Raw genomic sequence first — 20,850 nt, 5'->3', positions numbered from 1 at the left:
GGGGAGACCCCAGGACGAAAGGAATCCACCGTCCATGCCGCACCGACCCCCGCCCAGTTTCGGGATCATGACCGCCCCCATGCAGGTCGACTACGACGACATCCTGCGGGTCTGGCGCGAGGCCGACACGATCCCCGCCATCGAGCACGCCTGGCTCTTCGACCACCTCATGCCGATCGGCGGCGATCCTGACGGCCCGGCCTACGAAGGCTGGACCCTCCTCGCGGCCCTGGCCGCCCGGACCCGACGCCTACGGCTCGGAGTCATGGTGACCAGCAACCGCTTCCGACCACCCGCGATGCTCGCCAAGATCGCCACCACCGTAGACGTGGTCTCCGGCGGCCGGCTCGACTTCGGCATCGGCGTCGGCTCCCGCCCCGACCATCCCCTGGCCCGGCGCGAGTACGAAGCCCACGGCCTGCCCTTCCACGACTCCCCGCAAGCGGTGAGCAGCCTCGCGGAAGCCTGCACGCTGATCAAGCGCCTGTGGACCGAGGAGAAACCCTTCGACCACCACGGCACCCACCACCACGTCACCGGAGCCTTCGGCAATCCCAAACCGGTCCAGCGCCCCCACCCCCCGATCCTGATCGGCGGCCGTTCGGCCGCGACCCTGCGCATCGCGGCCGAACACGCCGACCTGTGGAACATCCCCGGCGGCGACACCGAGGACGTCGTCCGCCGCAGCGCCCTGCTCGACCGCTACTGCGAGGAGATCGGCCGCGACCCGGCCGAGATCACCCGCTCGATCCACGTGCCCGTCTCCTACGACCGCCCGGGCTCCACCCGCGACGCGATCAGCGAGGCGATCGACGCGGGCTTCACCCACCTGGTCCTCGGCCTGCCGTCGCCCTACCCCGCCCACGTCGCCCGGTGGGTCACCGACGAACTCATCAACCCGTCCGTCCGAGAGGTCACTTCCAGCCGTACGCGTACGCCGCCACCCACGTGATGTCGAGCTGCGCGCTGCTTCCCGGTGCCGCCCCCGGGCCCTCCAGGGCGCTTTCGTTCTGGAGCACCCAGGACAGGGGGAGGTCCGGCACGTCACGGGTGTCATGACCCGTCTGTCGGCCGTCGACGAAGAACCGGACGTGGCCGGGAGTCCACTCGGTGGACACGGTGTGCCACCGCGTCCAGTCGTCGCTTCCCGGGAAGTAGCCCTGCTCACCGCCACCACAGGGGTGGTGGAAGGAGCTCAGGGAGCCGGTCCACTCGCCTTCGGGGTGGTCCATCTCGCAGCCTCCGCCGTAGTGCAGCCACGCGGACTTGTAGCCGGGCGCGAGTTTCGTGACCTTGATGCGCGCGCTGTACTTGCCGTACTTCATCTGCATCACCGCTCGCGGCACCAGCGCCGCGGCATGCACGGGGCCGCCGTCGGCGGGTCGCCACATCCGCACGGACATCCTGCCGTCGCCGTTCGCCGCGGGACCGACGCTCACGGTGTCCTCCGGGTGGTAGACCCCCACCACGTCCCGCCCCCGGCTGCCGGCCGTGTCGGGCCAACCGGTCGGATACGCCCACCAGTTGTCGCGGTACTTCCCCTTCAGGCCCCCGCAGTGGGCCGCAGAGGTGTCGACGTCGTGCTCGCAGTCGCTGAACGAACCCAGCGGCACCCGGTCGCCGTTGAAGTCCTCGGCGAGGACCTGCCAGAAGGGGCCGCAGTCACCACGGGGCAGGTGCGTGGCGGTGGTACGGCAGGCGTCGGCCGGAGCGGGCGCTCCGTCGGCCCGAGGGAGGCCCAGGAGGCCGCCTCCCACGAGCAGGAGGCTCGAGACCATCACCAGGGTGCGCTTGTGGTGGTGCGGCGCTGCGTGTGAACCCATCCCGAGGCTCCTTCAGGCGGCCGACGTCGTCCGCCCGTGCCGCGCGGGGGCACCGAAGAGGCCAGGAACCGCGGTGGGCGGACCGCGCTTGCGCGAAGGAACATCCTCGCCCGCCGGACTCCGCGGCGCCATCCCCCGGACACGCCGCGAACCGGATGGCCGCTTCGGCGCCTGCCTCAGAGCTCGCTGTCGATGCCGGTCACGACGGCCGGGCCCAACGGCGAGTCCTCCTCGGCCAGGCCGCTGTCACGCAGGGCCCGGGAAACCAGCCGTACCGCCTCGGCCTCGGCCTGCAACCGGTCGGCGGCCTCGACCTCGACCCGGGCGGCGAACATGCCGTCCTCCTCCACGGTCAGCACATTCAGCTCCTCGCTCTCCCCGAGATCCGTGTTCCTGGGGTCCTGAGGCCGCAGCCTTCGCCCGATGTCGGAGTGGACGCTGTCGGGGACTCCTCGCAGAAACGTGCCGGGGACGGTGATGACGTAGGTGGTCACGGCGACTCCTTTCTGACGTCCTACCCGGTTCCCCGTGAGGCCGATCGGAACCGAAGGCCCGGGGAAGGGCCGCGGATGTGGAGAAGGTGTGCCGCGGAAGGTCGTTTTCTGCAGCCGCCCCTGCATGGTGCCGCCGATCGGGGGTACACGCGGCCCGAACGAATGCAATCTCGGGATGGGCGGACGATGACGACCTCGATGAGGGCTGCCACAGGCAGGGCACTGCCCGTGGCGCAGGACCCCGCGCGGTGCGGCGATGGGCTCCGTTGCCTTCTCCGTGACGTGTGAAGATCGGATCGTCACTCTGGCTGAGCTCCCATCGTTGTGCTGGACAACGTCTGGAGGCAAACGACACGTATGGGAGGGCGGGACCGCAGTGATCTCGGGGACTGGGGCTGCCGAGTTGGTGTCGGCGACGGCAGCCGGTGCCGAGACGGCGTGGGAGCGCTGGGAGCCTTCGGTTCTCCTCGTGGAGGACGATCCCGGCGACGCGCTGCTCGTGGAGGAACTGGTCGCCGACGGCGACGTGAAGATGCGGCTGCGCTGGGTGCGGTCGATGACCGAGGCCACCGAGGTGCTCGCCACCGAGACGCCCGACTGTGTGCTGCTCGACCTGCACCTGCCGGACGCTCATGGACTTGAGGCGGTCTCCCTGGTCCAGGGGCTGGCCGAGCAGGTCGCCATCGTGGTCCTCACCGGGCTAGCCGAGGAGCAGACCGGCCTCGCCGCGGTCGCGGCCGGCGCACAGGACTACCTGGTCAAGGGCCGGGTCGAGCCCGAGCTGTTCGGACGGGCGGTGCGCTACGCGATCCAGCGCAAGCAGACCGAGCAGGCGGCGGTGGCCCTGCAGGCCGGCGCGCTCCAGGCACAGGAGAACGCCCGCCTGGAACGGGGACTGCTGCCCCGCCCCCTCCTGCGTGCCGAGGGCGTCCAGGTCGTGGCCCGCTACCGGCCCGGACGCGCGCAGACACTGCTGGGCGGCGACTTCTACGACATCGTCCAGAGCGCCGACGGCACCCTCCACGCCCTCATCGGGGACGTCTCCGGGCACGGCCCGGACGAAGCGGCCCTGGGAGTCGCCCTGCGGATCGCCTGGCGCACCCTCGTCCTCAGCGGCATCACCGGCGCGCAGCAGATGGCCCGGCTCGAGGAGCTGCTGATGGCCGAGCGGGCGCGTGACGAGGTCTTCGCGACCCTCGTGACGCTGGCCGCCGTGCCGGGAGAGCAGCAGGCCCACGTCGTACGAGCCGGTCATCACGGCCTGCTCCACCGCACCGGATCGGACGTGGAGTGGGTGGAGGTGCCCGGCGGACCGGCCCTGGGCATGGTCCCCGGCGGCGCGCGATGGCCGACCGCACACCTGCCGGTTCCGGCGGGAACGTCGGTGGTGCTCTTCACCGACGGCCTGTTCGAGGGACATGTGAGCCGGGGCCCGGAACGCCTGGGCGAGGAGGGGCTGCTGGCCCTCGCCCGCGAGGGCGCCGCCCTGGATGCGGAAGCCTTCGTGGACCGGCTGATCGGGAAGGCCGAGAGCCTCGCCGAGGCGCGGGGCGGCCTGGCCGACGATGTGGCCGTCGTCCACCTGAACTGGAACTGAGTGAGCGGGAGCGTGGTGTCGGAGCACACGGTGAGGCGAGGCATGGACACGGCGTGGATCGGGCGCCGGCTGACGGTGCAGGGCTGGGTCTACCTGGCTCTGGCCGTCATGACGCTGCTGGTGGTGGTCGGCAGCGTGGTCGGCGCCCATCTGCTCGGCCGGACGGCAGAGGTGAGCGACCAGCTGCTGCGCCGCGTCCAGCCCGCCCAGACCGAGGCGTACCGGCTGCAGGCGGCGCAGGTCAACCAGGAGACGGGCATCCGCGGCTACGCGATCGCCGCCGACCGGCAGTTCCTCGACCCGTACACCCAGGGCAAACAGGCCGAGGCGGGCTCGGCCGCCCGGCTGCACGAGTACATCGGCGACCGGCCGGCACTGCTGGCGGACCTCAAGGCGATCGAAAGCCAGGCGGCCGACTGGCGCCGCACCTACGCCGAACCCCTCGCGGTCTCGGTCACCCCCGGCCGGCCGAAGCCGCTGGACCAGCAGAAGGCCGATCAGGGCAAGAAGGAGTTCGACCGGCTGCGCACCTTGTGGCACAAGCAGAACACCGACCTGGCGAAGGCGGTGGAGGACGGCCGCTCCCACCTCGCCCATGAACGGAACGTGCGCGACTCGGTCCTGGCCGGCATGGTCGCGGCCTTCCTGTTGGCCGGCGTCGCCTGTGCCGTCCTGGTCCGGGTCCTGGTGACACGCCCCCTGGAGGCGCTCAGCACGGCGTCGGGGCGGGTGGCCGGCGGCGACTTCGCGTACGTCATCAGCGGCGGCGGCCCGGCCGATCTGATCGCGGTGGCCAACGCCGTCGAGGGCATGCGCTGGCATGTCGTGGCCGAGCTCGAGGCCTCCCGTGCACAAGAGCAGGTGCTGACCAGGCAGGCCGCCGACCTGGACGCCCAGGCCGAGGAACTGCGCCGCTCCAACGCCGAGTTGGAGCAGTTCGCCTACGTCGCCTCCCACGATCTTCAGGAGCCCCTGCGCAAGGTCGCCTCCTTCTGCCAGCTGCTGGAGAAGCGCTACGGCGACACACTCGACGACCGCGGTCGGCAGTACGTCGATTTCGCGGTCGACGGGGCCCGGCGCATGCAGGTCCTCATCAACGACCTGCTCACCTTCTCCCGGGTCGGACGCGTCAACGACGCCCGGGTACCGGTCGGTCTCGACGAGGCACTGGACAAGGCGCTGGCCAACCTCGGGACCGCCGTCGAGGAGTCCGGTGCCCGCGTCGACCGCCCGGAGCACCTGCCCGAGGTCGTCGGGGATCCCACCCTGCTGGCCATGCTCTGGCAGAACCTCGTCGGCAACGCCCTCAAGTTCCGCCAGCCCGACCGCGCTCCGCACGTGTCCATCACCTGTGGAACCGACCCCGACGACCCCGGTAGCCTGCTGATCACCGTCACGGACAACGGCATCGGCATTCCGGAGCCGTTCACGGAGAAGGTCTTCATCATCTTCCAGCGGCTGCACGGGCGGGACGCCTACGGTGGCACCGGCATCGGTCTGGCACTGTGCAAGAAGATCGTGGAACAACACGGAGGCAGGATCTGGATCGACACCGTCCACACGGACGGCACCCGCTTCTGCTTCACGCTCCCGTCCATCGCCGAAAGCCCGGAGACCTCCGCTGTCGGCACCGAGGAAAAGGCCCTGACATGACCACCCCCGCCGCCAGCCCCATCGACGTACTCCTCGTCGAGGACGACCCCGGCGACGAGTTGATGACTCGTGAGGCCTTCGAGGACAACAAGATCGGCAACACGCTCCATGTGGTACGGGACGGCGAGGAAGCACTGGACTTCCTCTACCGACGCGGCGACCACACCGACGCGCCGCAGCCCGACCTGATCCTCCTCGACCTCAACCTCCCCAAGTACGACGGCCGTCAGGTCCTGGAGAAGATCAAGTCCGACCCTGACCTGGCCCACATCCCCGTGGTCGTCCTCACCACCTCCGCGGCCGAGGAGGACATCCTGCGCAGCTACAAGCTCCACGCGAACGCCTATGTCACCAAGCCGGTGGACCTGGACCAGTTCATCGCCGCGGTCCGCCAGATCGACGACTTCTTCGTCCAGGTCGTCCGACTGCCACGGCACTTCTGAGGCCACGGCCGAGGTCTCATTCCCGCTCATCCCCGTTCGCGGAGGTACGCCTCCGGCGCCCCGAGCGGCTCCAGCCCTTGTCGTAGACGCGATACGCGGTGAGCGCGTCACGGCGCGGGCGCACTAGCCTCCGCGCTCCCGTTTGCGCAGCGTCGCGGGCCGGATTCCGAGCTTGGCTGCCAGCGGCCCGATGAAGATGCCGCCGGACCCGGCCACCGCGGCGCGCTCGGACACCGTGCCGGCCTCCAGGTCGTGCGCGCCCCGTAAGTCCCCCTGGTTCGGCTCCGTCCCGCTCTGGGCGACGGCCTCCTGTTCGCGAAGGACGTTTTGCGGAGCTAGCTCCCACCTTCGACCGGCTGGTCGAACTCACGTCTTGCCGAACATCATTCGTTCGAACCTACGAAGTTCCGCGCAGTGGGTTACTGATCGCTCCTCGCACTGGTAGGAAACGTTCCTAACAATCAGGTACGGACCAACTCTCCACCCCCCACCTCCACTTGGAGCCCCCGTGGAACCTGACACAGTGCCCCCGATCGCCCACACCTCCCGCCGCACCCTGCTCGCTCTGATGGGAGCGGCGACCTGCGGCGCCCTGCTCAGCTCTCCGCGCGCCGCGGCAGCGCCCGCGGCCGCAGTGGGCCTCGACGACCCCGCGAAGAAGGAGATCGCCATGAAGCTGGTGTCGAGCGCGGAGAACTCCTCGCTCGACTGGAAGGCCCAGTACAAGTACATAGAGGACATAGGTGACGGCCGCGGCTACACCGCCGGCATCATCGGCTTCTGCTCCGGCACCGGAGACATGCTCGACCTCGTCGAGCTGTACACCGACCGCAAGCCCGGCAACGTCCTTGCCAGGTATCTGCCGGCGCTGCGCCGCGTCGACGGCACCGACTCGCACGACGGCCTGGACCCGAACTTCCCCGACGACTGGCGCAAGGCCGCCCGGGACACGGCGTTCCAGCAGGCGCAGAACGACGAACGCGACCGCGTCTACTTCAACCCCGCCGTCAAGCAGGGCAAGGCGGACGGCCTGCGTGTGCTCGGTCAGTTCGCCTACTACGACGCCATCGTCATGCACGGCGACGGCGGCGACGCGACCAGCTTCAGCAGCATCCGCCGCCGGGCCCTGCGCCAGGCCAAGCCGCCGGCGCAGGGCGGCGACGAGACGACGTACCTGAACGCCTTCCTCGACGCACGTGTATGGGCGATGAAGCAGGAGGAGGCGCACAGCGACACCAGCCGCGTCGACACGGCCCAACGTGTCTTCCTGCGCAAGGGCAACTTCGACCTGAACCCGCCACTTGACTGGAAGGTCTACGGGGACAGCTACCACATCGGCTGAGACGGGTGACGCGTGACGGCCCGGTGCTGCGGCACCGGGCCGTTTCCAACGGAGCGTGTTTGCCGTCGAAGCGAGCGGTAACGCGTTGTCCATGAGTGAATCGAACGAGCAGACGAACCAAGATTCCGTGACCACGCGGTCCGCGTCGGCGAAGGCCCGCCGTACCACGGCGAAGGCCACCGCCCCGGCGACCAAGGCGGCGAACAAGGCGGCCACGAAGACGGATGACGCTGCGTCAGCGGGCAAGGAGGCGACGGAGCGGGCGGCCAGGACGGCGAGTGGGGCCGCGCAGACCGCGGCCAAGAGCGTCGAGTCCGGGCGCCAGACCGTCATCGCCGCCTCGGGGCAGGCCGCGGCCGTCGCCAAGACGGCCTGGACGGTGATAGCCCAGCGAAAGCTCATCGCCGCGGGCGTGGGTGCCGGGCTGACCGCGCTGACCGCGACGTCGTACGCAGCCGGCCGACGCGCCGGGCGTCACGTGCACGGTCCGATCACCCGCTTGACCGGCGGGCGGATCTGACGGGGGAGAGGCAGACGAGGAGACGTTCCTGCGCGACAGGGGCGTACCGACTGCCGGTCACCAACCCTGCGACAGCACGTCGTTGAGTCGTGCGCCCGCCGCCCACTGCCGCAGAGCGGACCCGTCGAGCAGGCAGATCGTCTTCTCCCGCCGAGCCCAACGGATGTCTCGGGCGGTGAAGACGCCGCGGTGGACGACCAGGCGCAGGGGTGATTCCTGGTCCCCGCGGTGCGGGTGAGGGTGCGGCGCGTCCTCGTCGGGGAGGGGTTCCGCCACCGGCCGGAAGGCCACGTCGATCCGACGGCCGGCCGCGTCGCGGGCGCACAGCCGCGGCCGGTCCGGCGCGGGCATCAACCGCACCCGCCACCCGTCCCGGCGCAGCATCCGCGCCACCGCCAGCGCGAGTCCCTGGGTGTCGAGTTCGAGCAGTTCGTCCTCGGTGTAGTAACCGATACGGCGACGAGCGCCAGGACGTCCGTGCCGTATCGCGGCCGTGACGACCAGGGCCAGGAACGCGACGCCGGCGACCGGGACGACGATCCCGGCAGCCCGGTATCCCGCGGCGAGCACGGCGGCCACTGCGCACACGGCCGCCACGACACCGGCGAAAGCGGGCAGCACGTCACGGAACCTGGGCCCGTAGAACCCCTGAGCCCGCAGCGCGCGCACCACACGGCGCTTGCGCGACCGGCGTGACGGGATGGGGCCGGACGTCCACGACAGGCGTGCCACAGCCCCAGCCCTCCCTTGTGCCGCCGGTCTCCACCCGTGACTTCACGGATACCCAGTCCGCGGCCAAGTGCCTTGAAAGCAGGGGGAATTCGGCCACACGCATCCGGCGCACGGAAGCGTCAGGGGGCGCGAAGGTGTCGCGGCTCCTCCTTTTCCACGCTGGCGGCCCCGCCGACCAGGTTGCGAGGTCTCGCTCACACGCGAGGCTGGATACATGGGTGTCGGGGCAGACGGGAAGGCCAGTACCGCCGAACGACATGCCACCGACGGGCAAAGGGCGGCAGCCGACCAGCGAGGAGAGGGAGACATGACAGGCGCGGAGGACGCGGCGACCCCCGAGAGACGATACCCGGCCATACCCGCCGGGGGACTCACGGAGGCCCTGGAGGCCATCGGGACCGCGGCGTACGTCGTGGACGAGGAGGGCAGCGTCCTCGCCGTCAACGCCCACGCCGAACAGCTGCTGGTCCGGCCCGCCGAGGAGTTCCTCGGCCGCGACGCGCACGACCTGCTGCACCGGGACGCCCACGGCCACCACTTGCCGAGGAGCCGGTGCGACATGCGGCAGGCCTTCCACGCCGGGCGCACCGCGCAGGCCGACGGGGATTACTTCGAGTGCGGGGACGGCTCCTTGCTGCCCGTGTCCTGGATGATCACGCCGTACGTCGTGGACGGCCGGGAAGCCGGCACGCTCGTGCTCGTCCACGCCCAGCGCCCGCCGGAGACCGCCAGACGACTCGAGACGCCGGCCGATCCGCTGCCGGAACTCGAGCGGCTCGCGCTGCTGGCCGAGACCACCACCCGGCTGACGTCCACTCTCGACGCCGAGGAGACGCTGCGCCGGCTGCTGGCACTGGTGGTGCCCCGGCTGGCGGACTGGGCCGTCGTCGATCTGATCACCGAGCGCGACGAGGTGTGGCGCGCTGCCGTCGTCCACGGGGAGAACGACACCCTGGTGCACCACGAGGATCTTCAGGGACCGATGCCGCCGGTCCCGGAGGATTCGCCGATGCCCCTGTCCAGGGCCCTGCGCGGGGTCGCCTCGACGCTGGCCGGTCCGCAGACCTACCAGCAGGAACCGGACTCCGGTATCGCGGTGGAACAGCACCGCCTGTTCGAGGCCACCGGTATCCGTTCCGCCGCCATCGCCCCCATTCGCAGCACCCGCGCGGTCCTGGGCGCACTGACCCTGGGCCGCACCAAGGATCCGGTGGACTTCACCACCGCCGATCTCCCCCTGCTGGAGGACATCGCCCGCCGCGCCGGCCTGGCCCTGGACAACGCGCGTCTGTACCAGCGTCAGCGCAAGGTCGCCGAGACCATGCAGAACCACCTGCTGCCCCAGATGCCGCGGGTTCCCGGACTGCAGATGACGGCCCGCTACCTGCCCGCTCCCGATGCCTCACAGGTCGGCGGCGACTGGTACGACGCCTTCTCCCTCTCCGACGGCGCCACCGCACTGGCGGTCGGAGACGTCGTCGGCCACGACCTGGAGGCGGCGGCCGGCATGGCGCAACTGCGCAACATGCTCCGCGCCTACGCCTGGGCCCACCAGGAACCCCCGAGCCGGATCGTCGCCCGGCTCGACGAGGCGGTCATGCACATCACCGACGTCACCATGGCCACCACGATCTTCGCCCGGGTGGAGGAGCGGGACGACGGCCACTGGGAGCTGTCCTGGACCAACGCCGGCCACCCGCCACCCCTGCTGATCAGCCACGACGGCCTGGCCCGTTTCCTGACCGACGGCCACGGCATCCTCCTGGGCACCGGAGTCCGTACACCGCGTACCGAAGCGACCACCCCGCTGCCGCCCGGCTCCACGCTGCTGCTGTACACCGACGGCCTGATCGAGGCGCCCGGCCAGACCCTCGACGAGGGCCTGGAGCGCCTGCGCAGACACGCCGCCGCCCTCGCCCACCGCCCGCTGGCCTCCTTCACCGACCAGGTGCTGCGCCGGGTCCGAGACGTCACCAACGACGACGACGTCGCCCTCCTCGCCGTACGAGCCCCCTCCGAACATGATCCCGACAGCTGGTCCGACACCCGCAGGGAGCCCGCGTCGGTACCCCGCGCCACCTGGGCGACGGACGACCGTGATAGACAACGCCCGTGACCCCACGGGCCGTTTGCGCCCACCACCCGGGCGACCGCCCGAAGACAGGACTTGGTGCCAGTGATTCTGAAGACCTTTCGCTGGGCTTTCGCGGTCACCGCGCTCGGCCTGGCCGCAGGAGTGCTGTACGACGGCTGGGCCGCGTTCGGCGTCGTGGCGATCCTGGCCGTGCTGGAGATCTCGCTGTCGTTCGACAACGCGGTGGTCAACGCCGGAATTCTGAAGAAGATGAACACCTTCTGGCAGAAGATCTTCCTCACGGTCGGCGTTCTGATCGCCGTGTTCGGCATGCGGCTGGTCTTCCCGGTCGTGATCGTCGCCATCACCGCGAAGCTCAATCCGTACGACGCGGTCCAGCTGGCCTTGACCGACAAGGACCGTTACCAGCAGCTCGTCACCGACGCGCACCCGGCGATCGCCGCGTTCGGTGGCATGTTCCTGTTGATGATCTTCCTGGACTTCATCTTCGAGGACCGGGACATCAAGTGGCTGGCCTGGCTGGAGCGGCCGCTGGCCAAGCTCGGCAAGGTCGACATGCTGTCGGTCTGCATCGCCCTGATCGTGCTGCTGGTCACCGCGTTCACCTTCGCGACCCACGCCCACCAGCACGGCGGCGCGCACGCCGACAAGGCGCAGACCGTCCTGATCTCCGGTATCGCGGGTCTGATCACCTACATGGTCGTCGGCGGCCTCTCCGGCTACTTCGAGAACAGGCTCGAAGAGGACGAGGAACGCGAGGAGGAGGAGGCCGAACGCTCCGGCGGGACCCGTTCGCCGGTCAAGCTGGCAGGCCAGGCGGCGTTCTTCATGTTCCTCTACCTCGAGGTCCTCGACGCCTCGTTCTCCTTCGACGGCGTGATCGGCGCGTTCGCCATCACCAACGACATCGTCCTGATGGCGCTGGGCCTCGGCATCGGCGCGATGTACGTCCGGTCCCTGACCGTGTACCTGGTCCGCCAGGGCACCCTCGACGACTACGTCTACCTGGAGCACGGCGCCCACTACGCGATCGGCGCCCTCGCGGTGATCCTCATGGTCACCATCCAGTACCAGATCAACGAGATCATCACCGGTCTCGTCGGTGTCGTCCTGATCGGCTGGTCCTTCTGGTCCTCCGTGCGCCGCAACAAGGCGCTCGCGGCGGAGGGGGCGACGGAGACGGACTCGGTCCCGGTGCCGTAGACCCGGAGGGTTCGGCCCCGCCGTCCGTCTCTGCCATGGCTACGGCGAACCGGGGCATCCGAGGCTGTATGAAGGCGATGCCGACACGGCGCCTGACGCGCCTGATGGTGGTACTGGCGCTGCTGCCCCTCGCCGGGGCGTGCAGCGACGACGGCGGCGGGGAATCCGGCGGCCCGCAGGCGGCGGGAGCCTTCCGCGCGGCGGGGTCCGGAGACCACGTGGTGATCGCCACCGACAACGGCCTGCGGCTGCGCCCGGCCGACGGCCGCGGCGTCACCGTCGACGACCGCGTCGACCAGCACTGGTCCCATCGCGGAAAGGTGTGGACGCTAGACCTGTCGTGCGCCGACCGGACCGCGGGCGACGAGGGCTGCCCCCGGATGCCGTACGTGGAGATCCCCGACGGTGTGAGCGTCACGGCCACCGCCCGCAACGCCGGCGTCGACGTGGCCGGCGTCGGCGCCGCGCTGGACATCACGACCGTCAACGGAGATGTGACGGTGACCCGTTCCGGACGCGATGACGCCGACGTACGGCTGTCGACCCGCAACGGCTCGGTGCGCGCGACGAGCGTGGCGGCGGAGCGGGTGCACGCGGCCACCACGAACGGCGACGTGGTGGTGGGATGCGCCGCAGTCCCGTCGGGCGTCAGCGCCGCGACCGTCAACGGCTCGGTCGACGTCACCGTGCCCCACGACAGCCCGGCCTACCGGGTCACCGCCTCCACCGACAACGGCCGCGCCACGGTGGGCGTGCCGGCACAGCGCGCCGACCGGAACCACACCATGACCCTGACCACGGTCAACGGCGATGTCGACGCCCGCCGGGACTGACCCGGCACGAGGGCAGACGGATGACCGAGACCGTCAGCCGTGACCGGTCCACCGGCCCGGTGTGGGGCATGACCGTCGCGCCCGCCGGGCGGACCCCCGTCGGCAGCGGCATCGACGGCAGCGTACGGCTGTGGCACCCCGACGTGCGCGCCCGCACGGCCGCCGTCCGCCGTCCGGCACGCCCGCTGGGCGGCCCGCGCGGCAACAGCTGATGGCGGATCTACCGGCGGACCCGTGCCGGGAAAAGAGGTGAACGGGAGGCGGGTTTGGGCCGGGAAGGCCCGGGCAGACGGGCGGCAGGTGCTTGGGATCACAGGCCCACCGCGGAAGCGGCCGAATGCGGCCCTCCTTGGTGCGTCCGCCGAGGCCTCTCCCGCGACAGTCCGAGTGACGCGGCGGATGCGACCGCCCTCACTCCCCTGCGCAGATGGAGGAGCGAATCATGCTCATGGCCCACCCCGCCCTTCTGACCGACCTGCTCGAGCGCTACGAGGCGCTGCGTGTTCTGCACGCGGAGGAGGGCAGCGCCGGGGCGCGGCAGCGCCTCGAGGACGTGTCGTACACCCTGTGCATCGCCACGGGCACCCGTGACGTCGACTCCGCCCTGGCCGCTGCCCGCCGTCAGCTGTCCGGCGCCCGCCCCGACGACGACGCACTGATGGCGGACGCGTGAGGTGAGTGGCGCGAGCCGACCGGGTACTCGGGTGATCCGCCGAACACCGGCCGGGGGCGCCCGCTGTGCCTGGGGCTCCCACCCGCCGAGAACCCGAGAACCAAGGAGTCCCTGACCATGACGGACGTGTCCGCTAACGGTCCCGCTCCGGCGGACGACCGCAAGGTGCTCACCAACCGCCAGGGCCACCCGGTCCACGACAACCAGAACCAGCGCACCGTCGGCGCCCGCGGGCCCGCCACGCTGGAGAACTACCAGTTCCTCGAGAAGATCAGCCATTTCGACCGGGAACGCATCCCCGAGCGCGTCGTCCACGCTCGCGGTGTGACCGCCTACGGCTACTTCGAGTCCTACGGCGCCTGGGGCGATGAGCCGATCAACCGGTACACCCGGGCCAAACTGTTCCAGGACCGCGGCAAGCGCACCGACCTGGCGGTCCGCTTCTCCACCGTCATCGGCGGGCGCGACTCCTCCGAGGCCGCCCGTGACCCGCGCGGCTTCGCCGTGAAGTTCTACACCGAGGACGGCAACTGGGACCTGGTGGGCAACAATCTGGGTGTCTTCTTCATCCGGGACGCGATCAAGTTCCCGGACGTCATCCACGCCCTCAAACCCGACCCGGTCACCTTCGAACAGCAGCCGCGCCGCATCTTCGACTTCATGTCGCAGACACCGGAGTCGATGCACATGCTGGTCAACCTGTTCAGCCCGCGTGGCATCCCCGCGGACTACCGCCACATGCAGGGCTTCGGCGTCAACACCTACAAGTGGGTCAACGCCGACGGCGAGACCAAGCTGGTCAAATACCACTGGATGCCCAAACTCGGCGTCCGCTCGATGACCGAGGAGGACTCCGCCAACGTGCAGGCCGACTCGCTCGGCCACGCCACCAAGGACCTGTACGAGGCGGTCGCCCGCGGGGAGTACCCCGAGTGGGAGCTGCTGGTCCAGATGATGGACGACCACGATCACCCCGAGCTGGACTTCGACCCGCTCGACGACACGAAGACCTGGCCCGAGCAGGAGTTCCCGCCGAAGCCGGTGGGCCGGATGGTGCTCGACCGGATGCCGGACAACTTCTTCGCCGAGAACGAGCAGATCTCCTTCGGCACCGGAGTCCTCGTCGACGGACTGGACTTTTCCGACGACAAGATGCTCGTGGGCCGGACCTTCTCCTACAGCGACACCCAGCGCCATCGGGTCGGTCCGAACTACCTCCAGTTGCCCGTCAACCAGGCCAAGAACGCCGACGTGCGGACCAACCAGCGCGACGGCCAGATGACCTACCACGTGGACGGTGCGGGCGAGAACCCGCACGTCAACTACGAGCCGTCCATCACCGGAGGCCTGCGCGAGGCGCAGTACCCGACCCACGACGAACAGGGCCCCGAGATCCACGGCCGGCTCACCCGCAAGCGCATCCCCCGCACCAACGACTACCTTCAGGCGGGCCAGCGGTACCTGCTCCTGGAGGAGTGGGAGCGCGACGACCTGGTGAAGAACCTCACCGACCTGATCGCCCAGTGCGACCGGCCCGTGCAGGAGCGCATGGTGTGGCACTTCCTGCTGGTCGAGAACGACCTGGGCCTGCGGGTCGGAGACGGGCTCGGCATCAGCCCGGAGGACGTCGCCGGGCTCGAGCCGCTGGCCGGCCAGGACCTCACCGACGAGGACCGCAAGCGGTTGGCGAACCTCGGCAAGAACCCGCCGCGCGACGTCGAGGGACTGACCATGACCCACTGCGTCCCCGATGAGCGACATGTGGTGACCCGCTGAACCACAGTGGACCGGGGCGGCACCAATACCGACAACATGAGATCGTTGGGCCACCGATCCGTGAGAGGCGACCCGGACGATGAACGAGGTGGAGCCGGACGGCTCCGGCACTGCGGCGCGGACGCTGGCCCGGCTGGCTCTGCTCTGCCTGGCAGGCGTGGTCGCGGCGGTCGTGGCCGCGGGCCAGTGGCTGGTGCCGCTGCTGGGGCTGGTGGGCATCGCCCTGGCCGGCGCGGGCATCTGGTGGGCCCTGGCACATCGGGGTGTGGCGCGTCTGTGCGGCGCCCTGCTGGCCGTCGCCGCGCCCGTCGCCGTCCTGGTCCTGTACGCGGTATCCGGCCTGTGGCCGTTCGCGGCGGCGGCGCTGGGTCTGTGGGCGGCGGCACTGGCCTGCGCGAGAAGCGCACTGCGCCGGCTGCGCTCACCCCGTGGCATGCGCTCGCATCCGGTCCGTCCGCCCCGCAGACCGGTGCTGATCATGAATCCGCTGTCGGGCGGCGGAAAGGTCGCCGAGCACGGCCTCGTGGAGCAGGCCGAGGCGTTGGGTGCCCGGGTGATCCTGCTCGACGTGGACAACAGCCCCGATCCGGCGGCGCTGGCTCGCCAGGCCGTCGCCGAGGGCGCGGACCTGCTCGGCGTGGCCGGCGGCGACGGCACCCAGGCGCTGGTCGCGGCGGTGGCCGCCGAACACGACGTGCCGTTCGTGGTCCTCGCCGCCGGGACCCGCAACCACTTCGCGATGGACCTGGGCCTGGACCGCGACGATCCGGCGAGCGGCCTCAAGGCTCTCTCGCACGGCGTGGAGATCCGTGTCGATCTGGGCGACGTGGCGGGTCGGCCCTTCGTTAATACGGTCTCGTTCGGGACGTACGCGGAGATCGTGCAAAGGCCCGAGTACCGCGAGGCCAAGGCGTCCACCACCCTCGACCTGCTGCCGGACCTGCTGGCCGGCGAGGTCGGAGCACAGTTGACCGCCACGGCGGACGACCAGCGCCTCGAAGCCCCGCACGCGCTGCTGGTGAGCAACAACCCCTACGTACAGGCCGGCCCGATGGGCGGCGGGCGAAGATCCCACCTGGACGGAGGCCGACTCGGTGTGATCAGCCTGCGGATCGAGGGCCCGGCACAGGCCGCCGAACTCGCGCTGCGGGGCGAACGCGCCAGCGGAATCACCACGTCGACCCCGCGGCGGGTGGTCGTCGAGGCCGACGCGGAGACCATCCCGGTGGCCGTGGACGGCGAAGCGCTGCTGCTGCCCCCGCCGGTCGTGTGCACCGTACGACCCAGGGCCCTGCGGGTTCGGGTACCGAGAAACCGTCCCGGCGCGCCGTACACCGCCCCGTCCGTCGACTGGCGCCGTGTCGTCCGACTGGCCCTCTTCCGGACTCCCTTCCCGGCCGTCAAGAACCAGGAGCAGAGCGATGCTTGACCGACCACAGCGCCAACAGCCGACCCCTCGCGCGCTGTTGCGGGATCTCGCCGCCCTCGACCAGGCGCTGTACGAGGCCGTGACGGTCACCAGGACACCGGCCCTGGACTACGCCCTGCGCCGGCTGTCGGCCGCGGCGGACCACTCCAAGATCTCGTTCACGATCGCCGGACTGCTCGCCCTGTGCCCCGGCCGGCCCCGGCGCGCCGCCGCCCTCGGAGTCGCGGCCATCGGTGTCGCCTCGGCGAGCGCGAACATGCTCGGCAAGCGCCTGGTCCGCCGGCCCCGTCCGCACCGGGCCGAGGACTCGCCGTTTCCGGGGCGGCACGTGCCGATGCCGGAGTCCGCGTCCTTCCCCTCGGGGCACACGGCGTCCGCGGTCGCCTTCGCGGCGGCGGTGGGGCCCGCGCTTCCCGTCGCCACGGTGCCGCTGGGCCTGTTGGCCTGCGCGGTGGGCTACTCACGGATCCACACCGGGGTGCACTATCCGGGCGACGTGGTCGCCGGTGCCGTATTGGGCACCGGAGCGGCGGCCGCGGTCCTCGCGGCCGCCGGATGGCAGGGACGGGGCGGGGGCGGTTTCCGACCCTCACGGCCGGCCGGCTGAACGACCCTCGGCGCGGCGTTCGTCAGTCCGCTTGCCGGGAGCTGTCCTCGGTCTGCGCGGCGGGTTCGCTCGCGTCGGGTGAGGTGTAGAAGACCGAGGATCCCTGCTTGGTGCGCTGGGCCTGGTTCCTGGCCACGAGTCCCTCGAGTGTGGTGCGCACGACGGTGGCCTTGATCGTACGCTCGGGGTGCTGACGTCCGAGCGCGGTGGAGATCTCGGCCGCCGAGCGGGGTTCCCTCTGGCCGGTCAGATGCTCTCGGACAAGGTCGACGAGGGTGGTCTCCGACCGTACGGCCGAAGCCTTGGCGGCTGCCTTCTTTCCGGTCCGCTTTCCGGCCGGTGCGGTGGATTTCCGGGTGCCCGTCCGCTTGTCCGAGACGGCGGCCTTCTTACGGGGAGCGGGCACCACCGCGCCTGGTGGGGTGGTCGGCGAGTCGGCTGCCGTTGGCGTGCCCAGGACCTGCCGGATGTTCAGCAGGACTGTGTGGTCCTGCCGCAGAGCGGCCAACTGACCCTGGAGTGCTTCGATTTCGCCGCTGAGGCGCTCTTGTTCCTTGAGGTTGCGTTCGAGGTCGCCGGCCACCTGGTTGCCGTACTGGGAGGTCAACTGAGTGGTGCCGGGGGCGATTTCGGACATGGGCTCGCACCTCTTCCTGGGGCCGTGGCCCGCAGTGCGCGGGCCTGCGGCCTCCGCGAAATCCGATGGGCGTGCTGTCTCGTCTGCGTCCGCTGATGCGGTGTCAGTTGCTGCCGCACGCCGCTGTCGTAGTGATAGTACGCAGGACAAGGTGTCTTGTTCTGTGCTTGTGCCGCACCCGCGGACTGTCCGGTGCGGGACTCGGCCGCCGAGGGCCGCGTATATCGGGCTGCGGGTGGGGCATCCGGTGGGGCGCAGCACTTTTGGCAGCACAAAGTGACGAAGGGATGTCAGGCGCGATGAAACCGTCCTTACGTACTTCTCGCTTAGAGGTCCTAACAGAAGCTGTTGATCATGTGACTGTTGGTCTGGTTGTTCGTTGGTCTGGTCGTGGGAAAGAGGGAGTCGCGTCCGTGGATCGTCTCAGACGAACTGTGGTCGCTCATCGAACCGTTGCTGCCGCAGCCGGGCCCGAAGCTGGTGGAGGGCCGGCCACGCATTCCGGACCGGAAGGCGCTGTGCGGGATCCTGTTTGTCCTGCACACCGGCATCCAGTGGGAGTACCTGCCGCAGGNCCCGGCGACCGCGTGGTGGTGCCGTCCACCGTGGCGTGCGGGACGTGCAGTTACTGTCGCGCGGGCTACTACGCGCAGTGCGACAACGCCAACCCGGGGGGGACCGCGCGCGGGCACGGTGTTCTTCGGCGGTCCGGAGGCGGCCGGTGGACTGGACGGGCTGCAGGCCGAGTACGCCCGAATCCCTTAGAGGTCCTAACAGAAGCTGTTGATCATGTGACTGTTGGTCTGGTTGTTCGTTGGTCTGGTCGTGGGAAAGAGGGAGTCGCGTCCGTGGATCGTCTCAGACGAACTGTGGTCGCTCATCGAACCGTTGCTGCCGCAGCCGGGCCCGAAGCTGGTGGAGGGCCGGCCACGCATTCCGGACCGGAAGGCGCTGTGCGGGATCCTGTTTGTCCTGCACACCGGCATCCAGTGGGAGTACCTGCCGCAGGAGTTGGGCTTCGGGTCGGGGATGACCTGCTGGCGGCGGCTGGCCGCATGGAACGAGGCGGGCGTGTGGGACCAGTTGCACCTGGTGCTGCTGAAGAAGCTGCGGGCCGCGAAGACGCTCGACTGGTCGCGGGCGGTGATCGACTCCTCCCATGTGCGGGCGGCTCGGCGCGGCCCAAAAGCGGGCCCAGCCCGGTCGACCGTGCACGGCCGGGCAGCAAGCACCACGTCCTCACCGACGGGCAGGGCATCCCGCTCGCGGTGTCGCTGACCGGAGGAAACCGCAACGACGTCACACAGTTGCTGCCCCTGCTGGACAAGGTTCCGCCCGTGGCCGGCGCAGTCGGCCGGCCACGACGCCGACCCGACGCGCTCCTCGCGGACCGCGGCTACGACCACGACAAGTACCGGCGACTGCTTCGTGCCCGTGGGATCCGTCCGGTCATCGCCGAACGGGGCGAAGAACACGGCAGTGGCCTGGGCACCTTCCGTTATGTGGTCGAGCGCACGATCGCCTGGCTGCACGGATTCCGCCGTCTCCGGGTCCGCTGGGAGAGACGCGACGACATCCACGAAGCCTTCCTCGGCCTCGCCACCTGTCTGATCACCCACCGACACGTCCAACGCCTTTGTTAGGACCTCTTACGCCCATGTCGGGCTGGTCCCGCTGCCCGACACCGTCGACGACGCCCAGGCCATTCTGCTCTCCGACATCTACCCCACCGCGTGGTTCGGGGCGAGGCTGGCGGAGGTCGGTGACGGCGACACCGTGGCGGTTCTGGGGGCCGGTCCGGTCGGGCAGGCCGCAGTCGCCTGCGCCCGTCTGCAGGGAGCCGGACGNCACGACAAGTACCGGCGACTGCTTCGTGCCCGTGGGATCCGTCCGGTCATCGCCGAACGGGGCGAAGAACACGGCAGTGGCCTGGGCACCTTCCGTTATGTGGTCGAGCGCACGATCGCCTGGCTGCACGGATTCCGCCGTCTCCGGGTCCGCTGGGAGAGACGCGACGACATCCACGAAGCCTTCCTCGGCCTCGCCACCTGTCTGATCACCCACCGACACGTCCAACGCCTTTGTTAGGACCTCTTACGCCCATGTCGGGCTGGTCCCGCTGCCCGACACCGTCGACGACGCCCAGGCCATTCTGCTCTCCGACATCTACCCCACCGCGTGGTTCGGGGCGAGGCTGGCGGAGGTCGGTGACGGCGACACCGTGGCGGTTCTGGGTGCCGGTCCGGTCGGGCAGGCCGCAGTCGCCTGCGCCCGTCTGCAGGGAGCCGGACGCGTCATCGTCGTGGACGGCGTGGCCGACCGGCTGGCGCTGGCGCGCGACCAGCATGCCGAGACGGTGGACTTCAATGCGGAGGATCCGGTCGAGGCCGTTGTGGAGCTGACCGGAGGCATCGGCGTCGACCGAGTCATCGAGGCGGTGGGCGTGGACGCCCAGCGGCCCGCTCACGGGCCGGCCGCCGACGCGCTGAGGGAGCAGGCCGAGCAGTTCGATCACGAACGCGAGGAGGTGGCTCCGGAGCAGAACCCGGACGGGAAGACCTGGGTGCCGGGCGACGCGCCGACGCTCGCGGCCCGCTGGGCCGTCCAGATGGCGGCGAAGGCCGGCACGGTCGGCACCATCGGCGTCTATCCGCCGCAGGTGGAGCACTATCCGTTCGGTGAGGCGTTCATGAAGAACCTCACTCTCAAGCTGGGCAACTGCAACCACCGCCGCTACCTGCCCGACCTGGTGTCGATGGTTGCGACGGGCCGTCTCGACCCGACCCCGCTGATCACCCGCTGGGAAGGCACGGAGGACGCCGTCGACGCCTACCGCATGTTCGACCGGCGGGAGGCGGGCTGGACGAAGGTGGCACTCGGTGTGGCGGGCGACGGCTCGGTCGCCCCGGGCATGGGCGAAGCCGCCGGTACCGGCACAGCCACCACCGCGGGCACACAGGGACCGAAGGCAACGGACAACCAGGGAGGGTGAC

20 protein-coding genes and 2 pseudogenes are annotated in these 20,850 nt (G+C 70.3%); 18 read left to right on the top strand and 4 right to left on the bottom strand.

Annotated elements, in window-relative coordinates; translation table 11 throughout:
- The first annotated feature begins 34 nt into the window (after positions 1-34).
- Entirely contained in the window at positions 35-952 is a 918-nt protein-coding gene (locus BFN33_RS03505) for an LLM class flavin-dependent oxidoreductase (RefSeq protein ID WP_069758325.1), read from the top strand.
- On the opposite strand, the gene BFN33_RS03500 is transcribed toward BFN33_RS03505, so the two are convergent.
- The gene (locus BFN33_RS03500; RefSeq protein ID WP_069758324.1) at positions 915-1,823 is read right to left on the bottom strand and encodes a glycoside hydrolase family 16 protein; all 909 of its coding nucleotides are present in this window, start codon (positions 1,821-1,823) and stop codon (positions 915-917) included. The two genes, BFN33_RS03505 and BFN33_RS03500, sit on opposite strands and share 38 nt — an antisense overlap.
- A gap of 176 nt (positions 1,824-1,999) precedes the next feature.
- Positions 2,000-2,317 carry a hypothetical protein gene (locus BFN33_RS03495; RefSeq protein ID WP_069758323.1) on the bottom strand — a complete coding sequence of 106 codons (318 nt, stop codon included), beginning with the start codon at positions 2,315-2,317 and terminating at the stop codon, positions 2,000-2,002.
- Positions 2,318-2,693: 376 nt separating this feature from the next.
- On the opposite strand from BFN33_RS03495, the gene BFN33_RS03490 reads away from it, so the two are divergent.
- The 5 genes from BFN33_RS03490 (at position 2,694) to BFN33_RS03470 (ending at position 7,872) form a co-directional block, all read left to right on the top strand.
- On the top strand, positions 2,694-3,914 hold the full coding sequence (locus BFN33_RS03490; RefSeq protein WP_069758322.1) for a PP2C family protein-serine/threonine phosphatase: 1,221 nt from the start codon (positions 2,694-2,696) through the stop codon (positions 3,912-3,914).
- 42 nt (positions 3,915-3,956) lie between these two features.
- Entirely contained in the window at positions 3,957-5,567 is a 1,611-nt protein-coding gene (locus BFN33_RS03485) for an ATP-binding protein (protein ID WP_088245242.1), read from the top strand.
- On the top strand, positions 5,564-6,010 hold the full coding sequence (locus BFN33_RS03480) for a response regulator (protein WP_069758321.1): 447 nt from the start codon (positions 5,564-5,566) through the stop codon (positions 6,008-6,010). Before BFN33_RS03485 ends, BFN33_RS03480 begins: the two co-directional genes overlap by 4 nt.
- A gap of 568 nt (positions 6,011-6,578) precedes the next feature.
- Positions 6,579-7,352: a chitosanase gene (locus tag BFN33_RS03475; RefSeq protein WP_256122657.1), complete on the top strand. Its 774-nt coding sequence runs from the start codon at positions 6,579-6,581 to the stop codon at positions 7,350-7,352.
- Between the two features lie 91 nt (positions 7,353-7,443).
- Complete coding sequence (locus BFN33_RS03470) at positions 7,444-7,872, top strand: hypothetical protein (protein WP_176742291.1); 429 nt, start codon at positions 7,444-7,446, stop codon at positions 7,870-7,872.
- A 57-nt stretch (positions 7,873-7,929) separates the two neighbouring features.
- Here BFN33_RS03470 and BFN33_RS03465 read toward each other — a convergent pair whose 3' ends face one another.
- Complete coding sequence (locus tag BFN33_RS03465) at positions 7,930-8,604, bottom strand: hypothetical protein (RefSeq protein ID WP_069758318.1); 675 nt, start codon at positions 8,602-8,604, stop codon at positions 7,930-7,932.
- Between the two features lie 307 nt (positions 8,605-8,911).
- On the opposite strand from BFN33_RS03465, the gene BFN33_RS03460 reads away from it, so the two are divergent.
- The 8 genes from BFN33_RS03460 (at position 8,912) to BFN33_RS03425 (ending at position 17,220) form a co-directional block, all read left to right on the top strand.
- On the top strand, positions 8,912-10,720 hold the full coding sequence (locus tag BFN33_RS03460; RefSeq protein WP_079140564.1) for a SpoIIE family protein phosphatase: 1,809 nt from the start codon (positions 8,912-8,914) through the stop codon (positions 10,718-10,720).
- Positions 10,721-10,780: 60 nt separating this feature from the next.
- The gene (locus tag BFN33_RS03455) at positions 10,781-11,902 is read left to right on the top strand and encodes a DUF475 domain-containing protein (protein ID WP_069758317.1); all 1,122 of its coding nucleotides are present in this window, start codon (positions 10,781-10,783) and stop codon (positions 11,900-11,902) included.
- A gap of 68 nt (positions 11,903-11,970) precedes the next feature.
- Positions 11,971-12,735, top strand: coding sequence for a DUF4097 family beta strand repeat-containing protein (locus BFN33_RS03450; protein WP_069758316.1), 765 nt, complete (start codon positions 11,971-11,973; stop codon positions 12,733-12,735).
- A gap of 20 nt (positions 12,736-12,755) precedes the next feature.
- The gene (locus BFN33_RS03445; RefSeq protein ID WP_069758315.1) at positions 12,756-12,947 is read left to right on the top strand and encodes a hypothetical protein; all 192 of its coding nucleotides are present in this window, start codon (positions 12,756-12,758) and stop codon (positions 12,945-12,947) included.
- Positions 12,948-13,177: 230 nt separating this feature from the next.
- Complete coding sequence (locus tag BFN33_RS03440) at positions 13,178-13,408, top strand: DUF5133 domain-containing protein (RefSeq protein ID WP_069758314.1); 231 nt, start codon at positions 13,178-13,180, stop codon at positions 13,406-13,408.
- A 117-nt stretch (positions 13,409-13,525) separates the two neighbouring features.
- Positions 13,526-15,184, top strand: a complete 1,659-nt coding sequence (locus BFN33_RS03435) for a catalase (RefSeq protein ID WP_069758313.1) — start codon at positions 13,526-13,528, stop codon at positions 15,182-15,184.
- A 79-nt stretch (positions 15,185-15,263) separates the two neighbouring features.
- Positions 15,264-16,613: a diacylglycerol kinase family protein gene (locus BFN33_RS03430; RefSeq protein ID WP_069758312.1), complete on the top strand. Its 1,350-nt coding sequence runs from the start codon at positions 15,264-15,266 to the stop codon at positions 16,611-16,613.
- Positions 16,606-17,220, top strand: a complete 615-nt coding sequence (locus BFN33_RS03425) for a phosphatase PAP2 family protein (RefSeq protein WP_069758311.1) — start codon at positions 16,606-16,608, stop codon at positions 17,218-17,220. Before BFN33_RS03430 ends, BFN33_RS03425 begins: the two co-directional genes overlap by 8 nt.
- Before the next feature lie 22 nt (positions 17,221-17,242).
- Here BFN33_RS03425 and BFN33_RS03420 read toward each other — a convergent pair whose 3' ends face one another.
- Positions 17,243-17,857, bottom strand: a complete 615-nt coding sequence (locus tag BFN33_RS03420) for a hypothetical protein (protein ID WP_069758310.1) — start codon at positions 17,855-17,857, stop codon at positions 17,243-17,245.
- A 390-nt stretch (positions 17,858-18,247) separates the two neighbouring features.
- Between BFN33_RS03420 and BFN33_RS54025 the strand changes: the two are divergent.
- From BFN33_RS54025 to BFN33_RS03400, 4 genes and pseudogenes are all read left to right on the top strand, one after another.
- Positions 18,248-18,431, top strand: a pseudogene (locus BFN33_RS54025) (transposase); the annotation flags it as partial.
- Between the two features lie 251 nt (positions 18,432-18,682).
- Positions 18,683-19,500: pseudogene (locus tag BFN33_RS49345) on the top strand (IS5 family transposase).
- Positions 19,501-19,705: 205 nt separating this feature from the next.
- Positions 19,706-19,945 (top strand): transposase (locus tag BFN33_RS51760; RefSeq protein ID WP_218108949.1); only part of this gene is annotated, 240 nt, incomplete at its 5' end.
- A 133-nt stretch (positions 19,946-20,078) separates the two neighbouring features.
- Positions 20,079-20,849, top strand: coding sequence for a zinc-binding dehydrogenase (locus BFN33_RS03400; RefSeq protein ID WP_256122622.1), 771 nt, complete (start codon positions 20,079-20,081; stop codon positions 20,847-20,849).
- Position 20,850: the final 1 nt, after the last annotated feature.

Origin of the sequence: Streptomyces sp. LUP47B (assembly GCF_001746295.1) — a bacterium.
In the GTDB taxonomy this organism is placed as follows: domain Bacteria; phylum Actinomycetota; class Actinomycetes; order Streptomycetales; family Streptomycetaceae; genus Streptomyces.
Note: the sequence above shows the minus strand (reverse complement) of the source record. Positions and strands in the feature narration are given on the sequence as shown.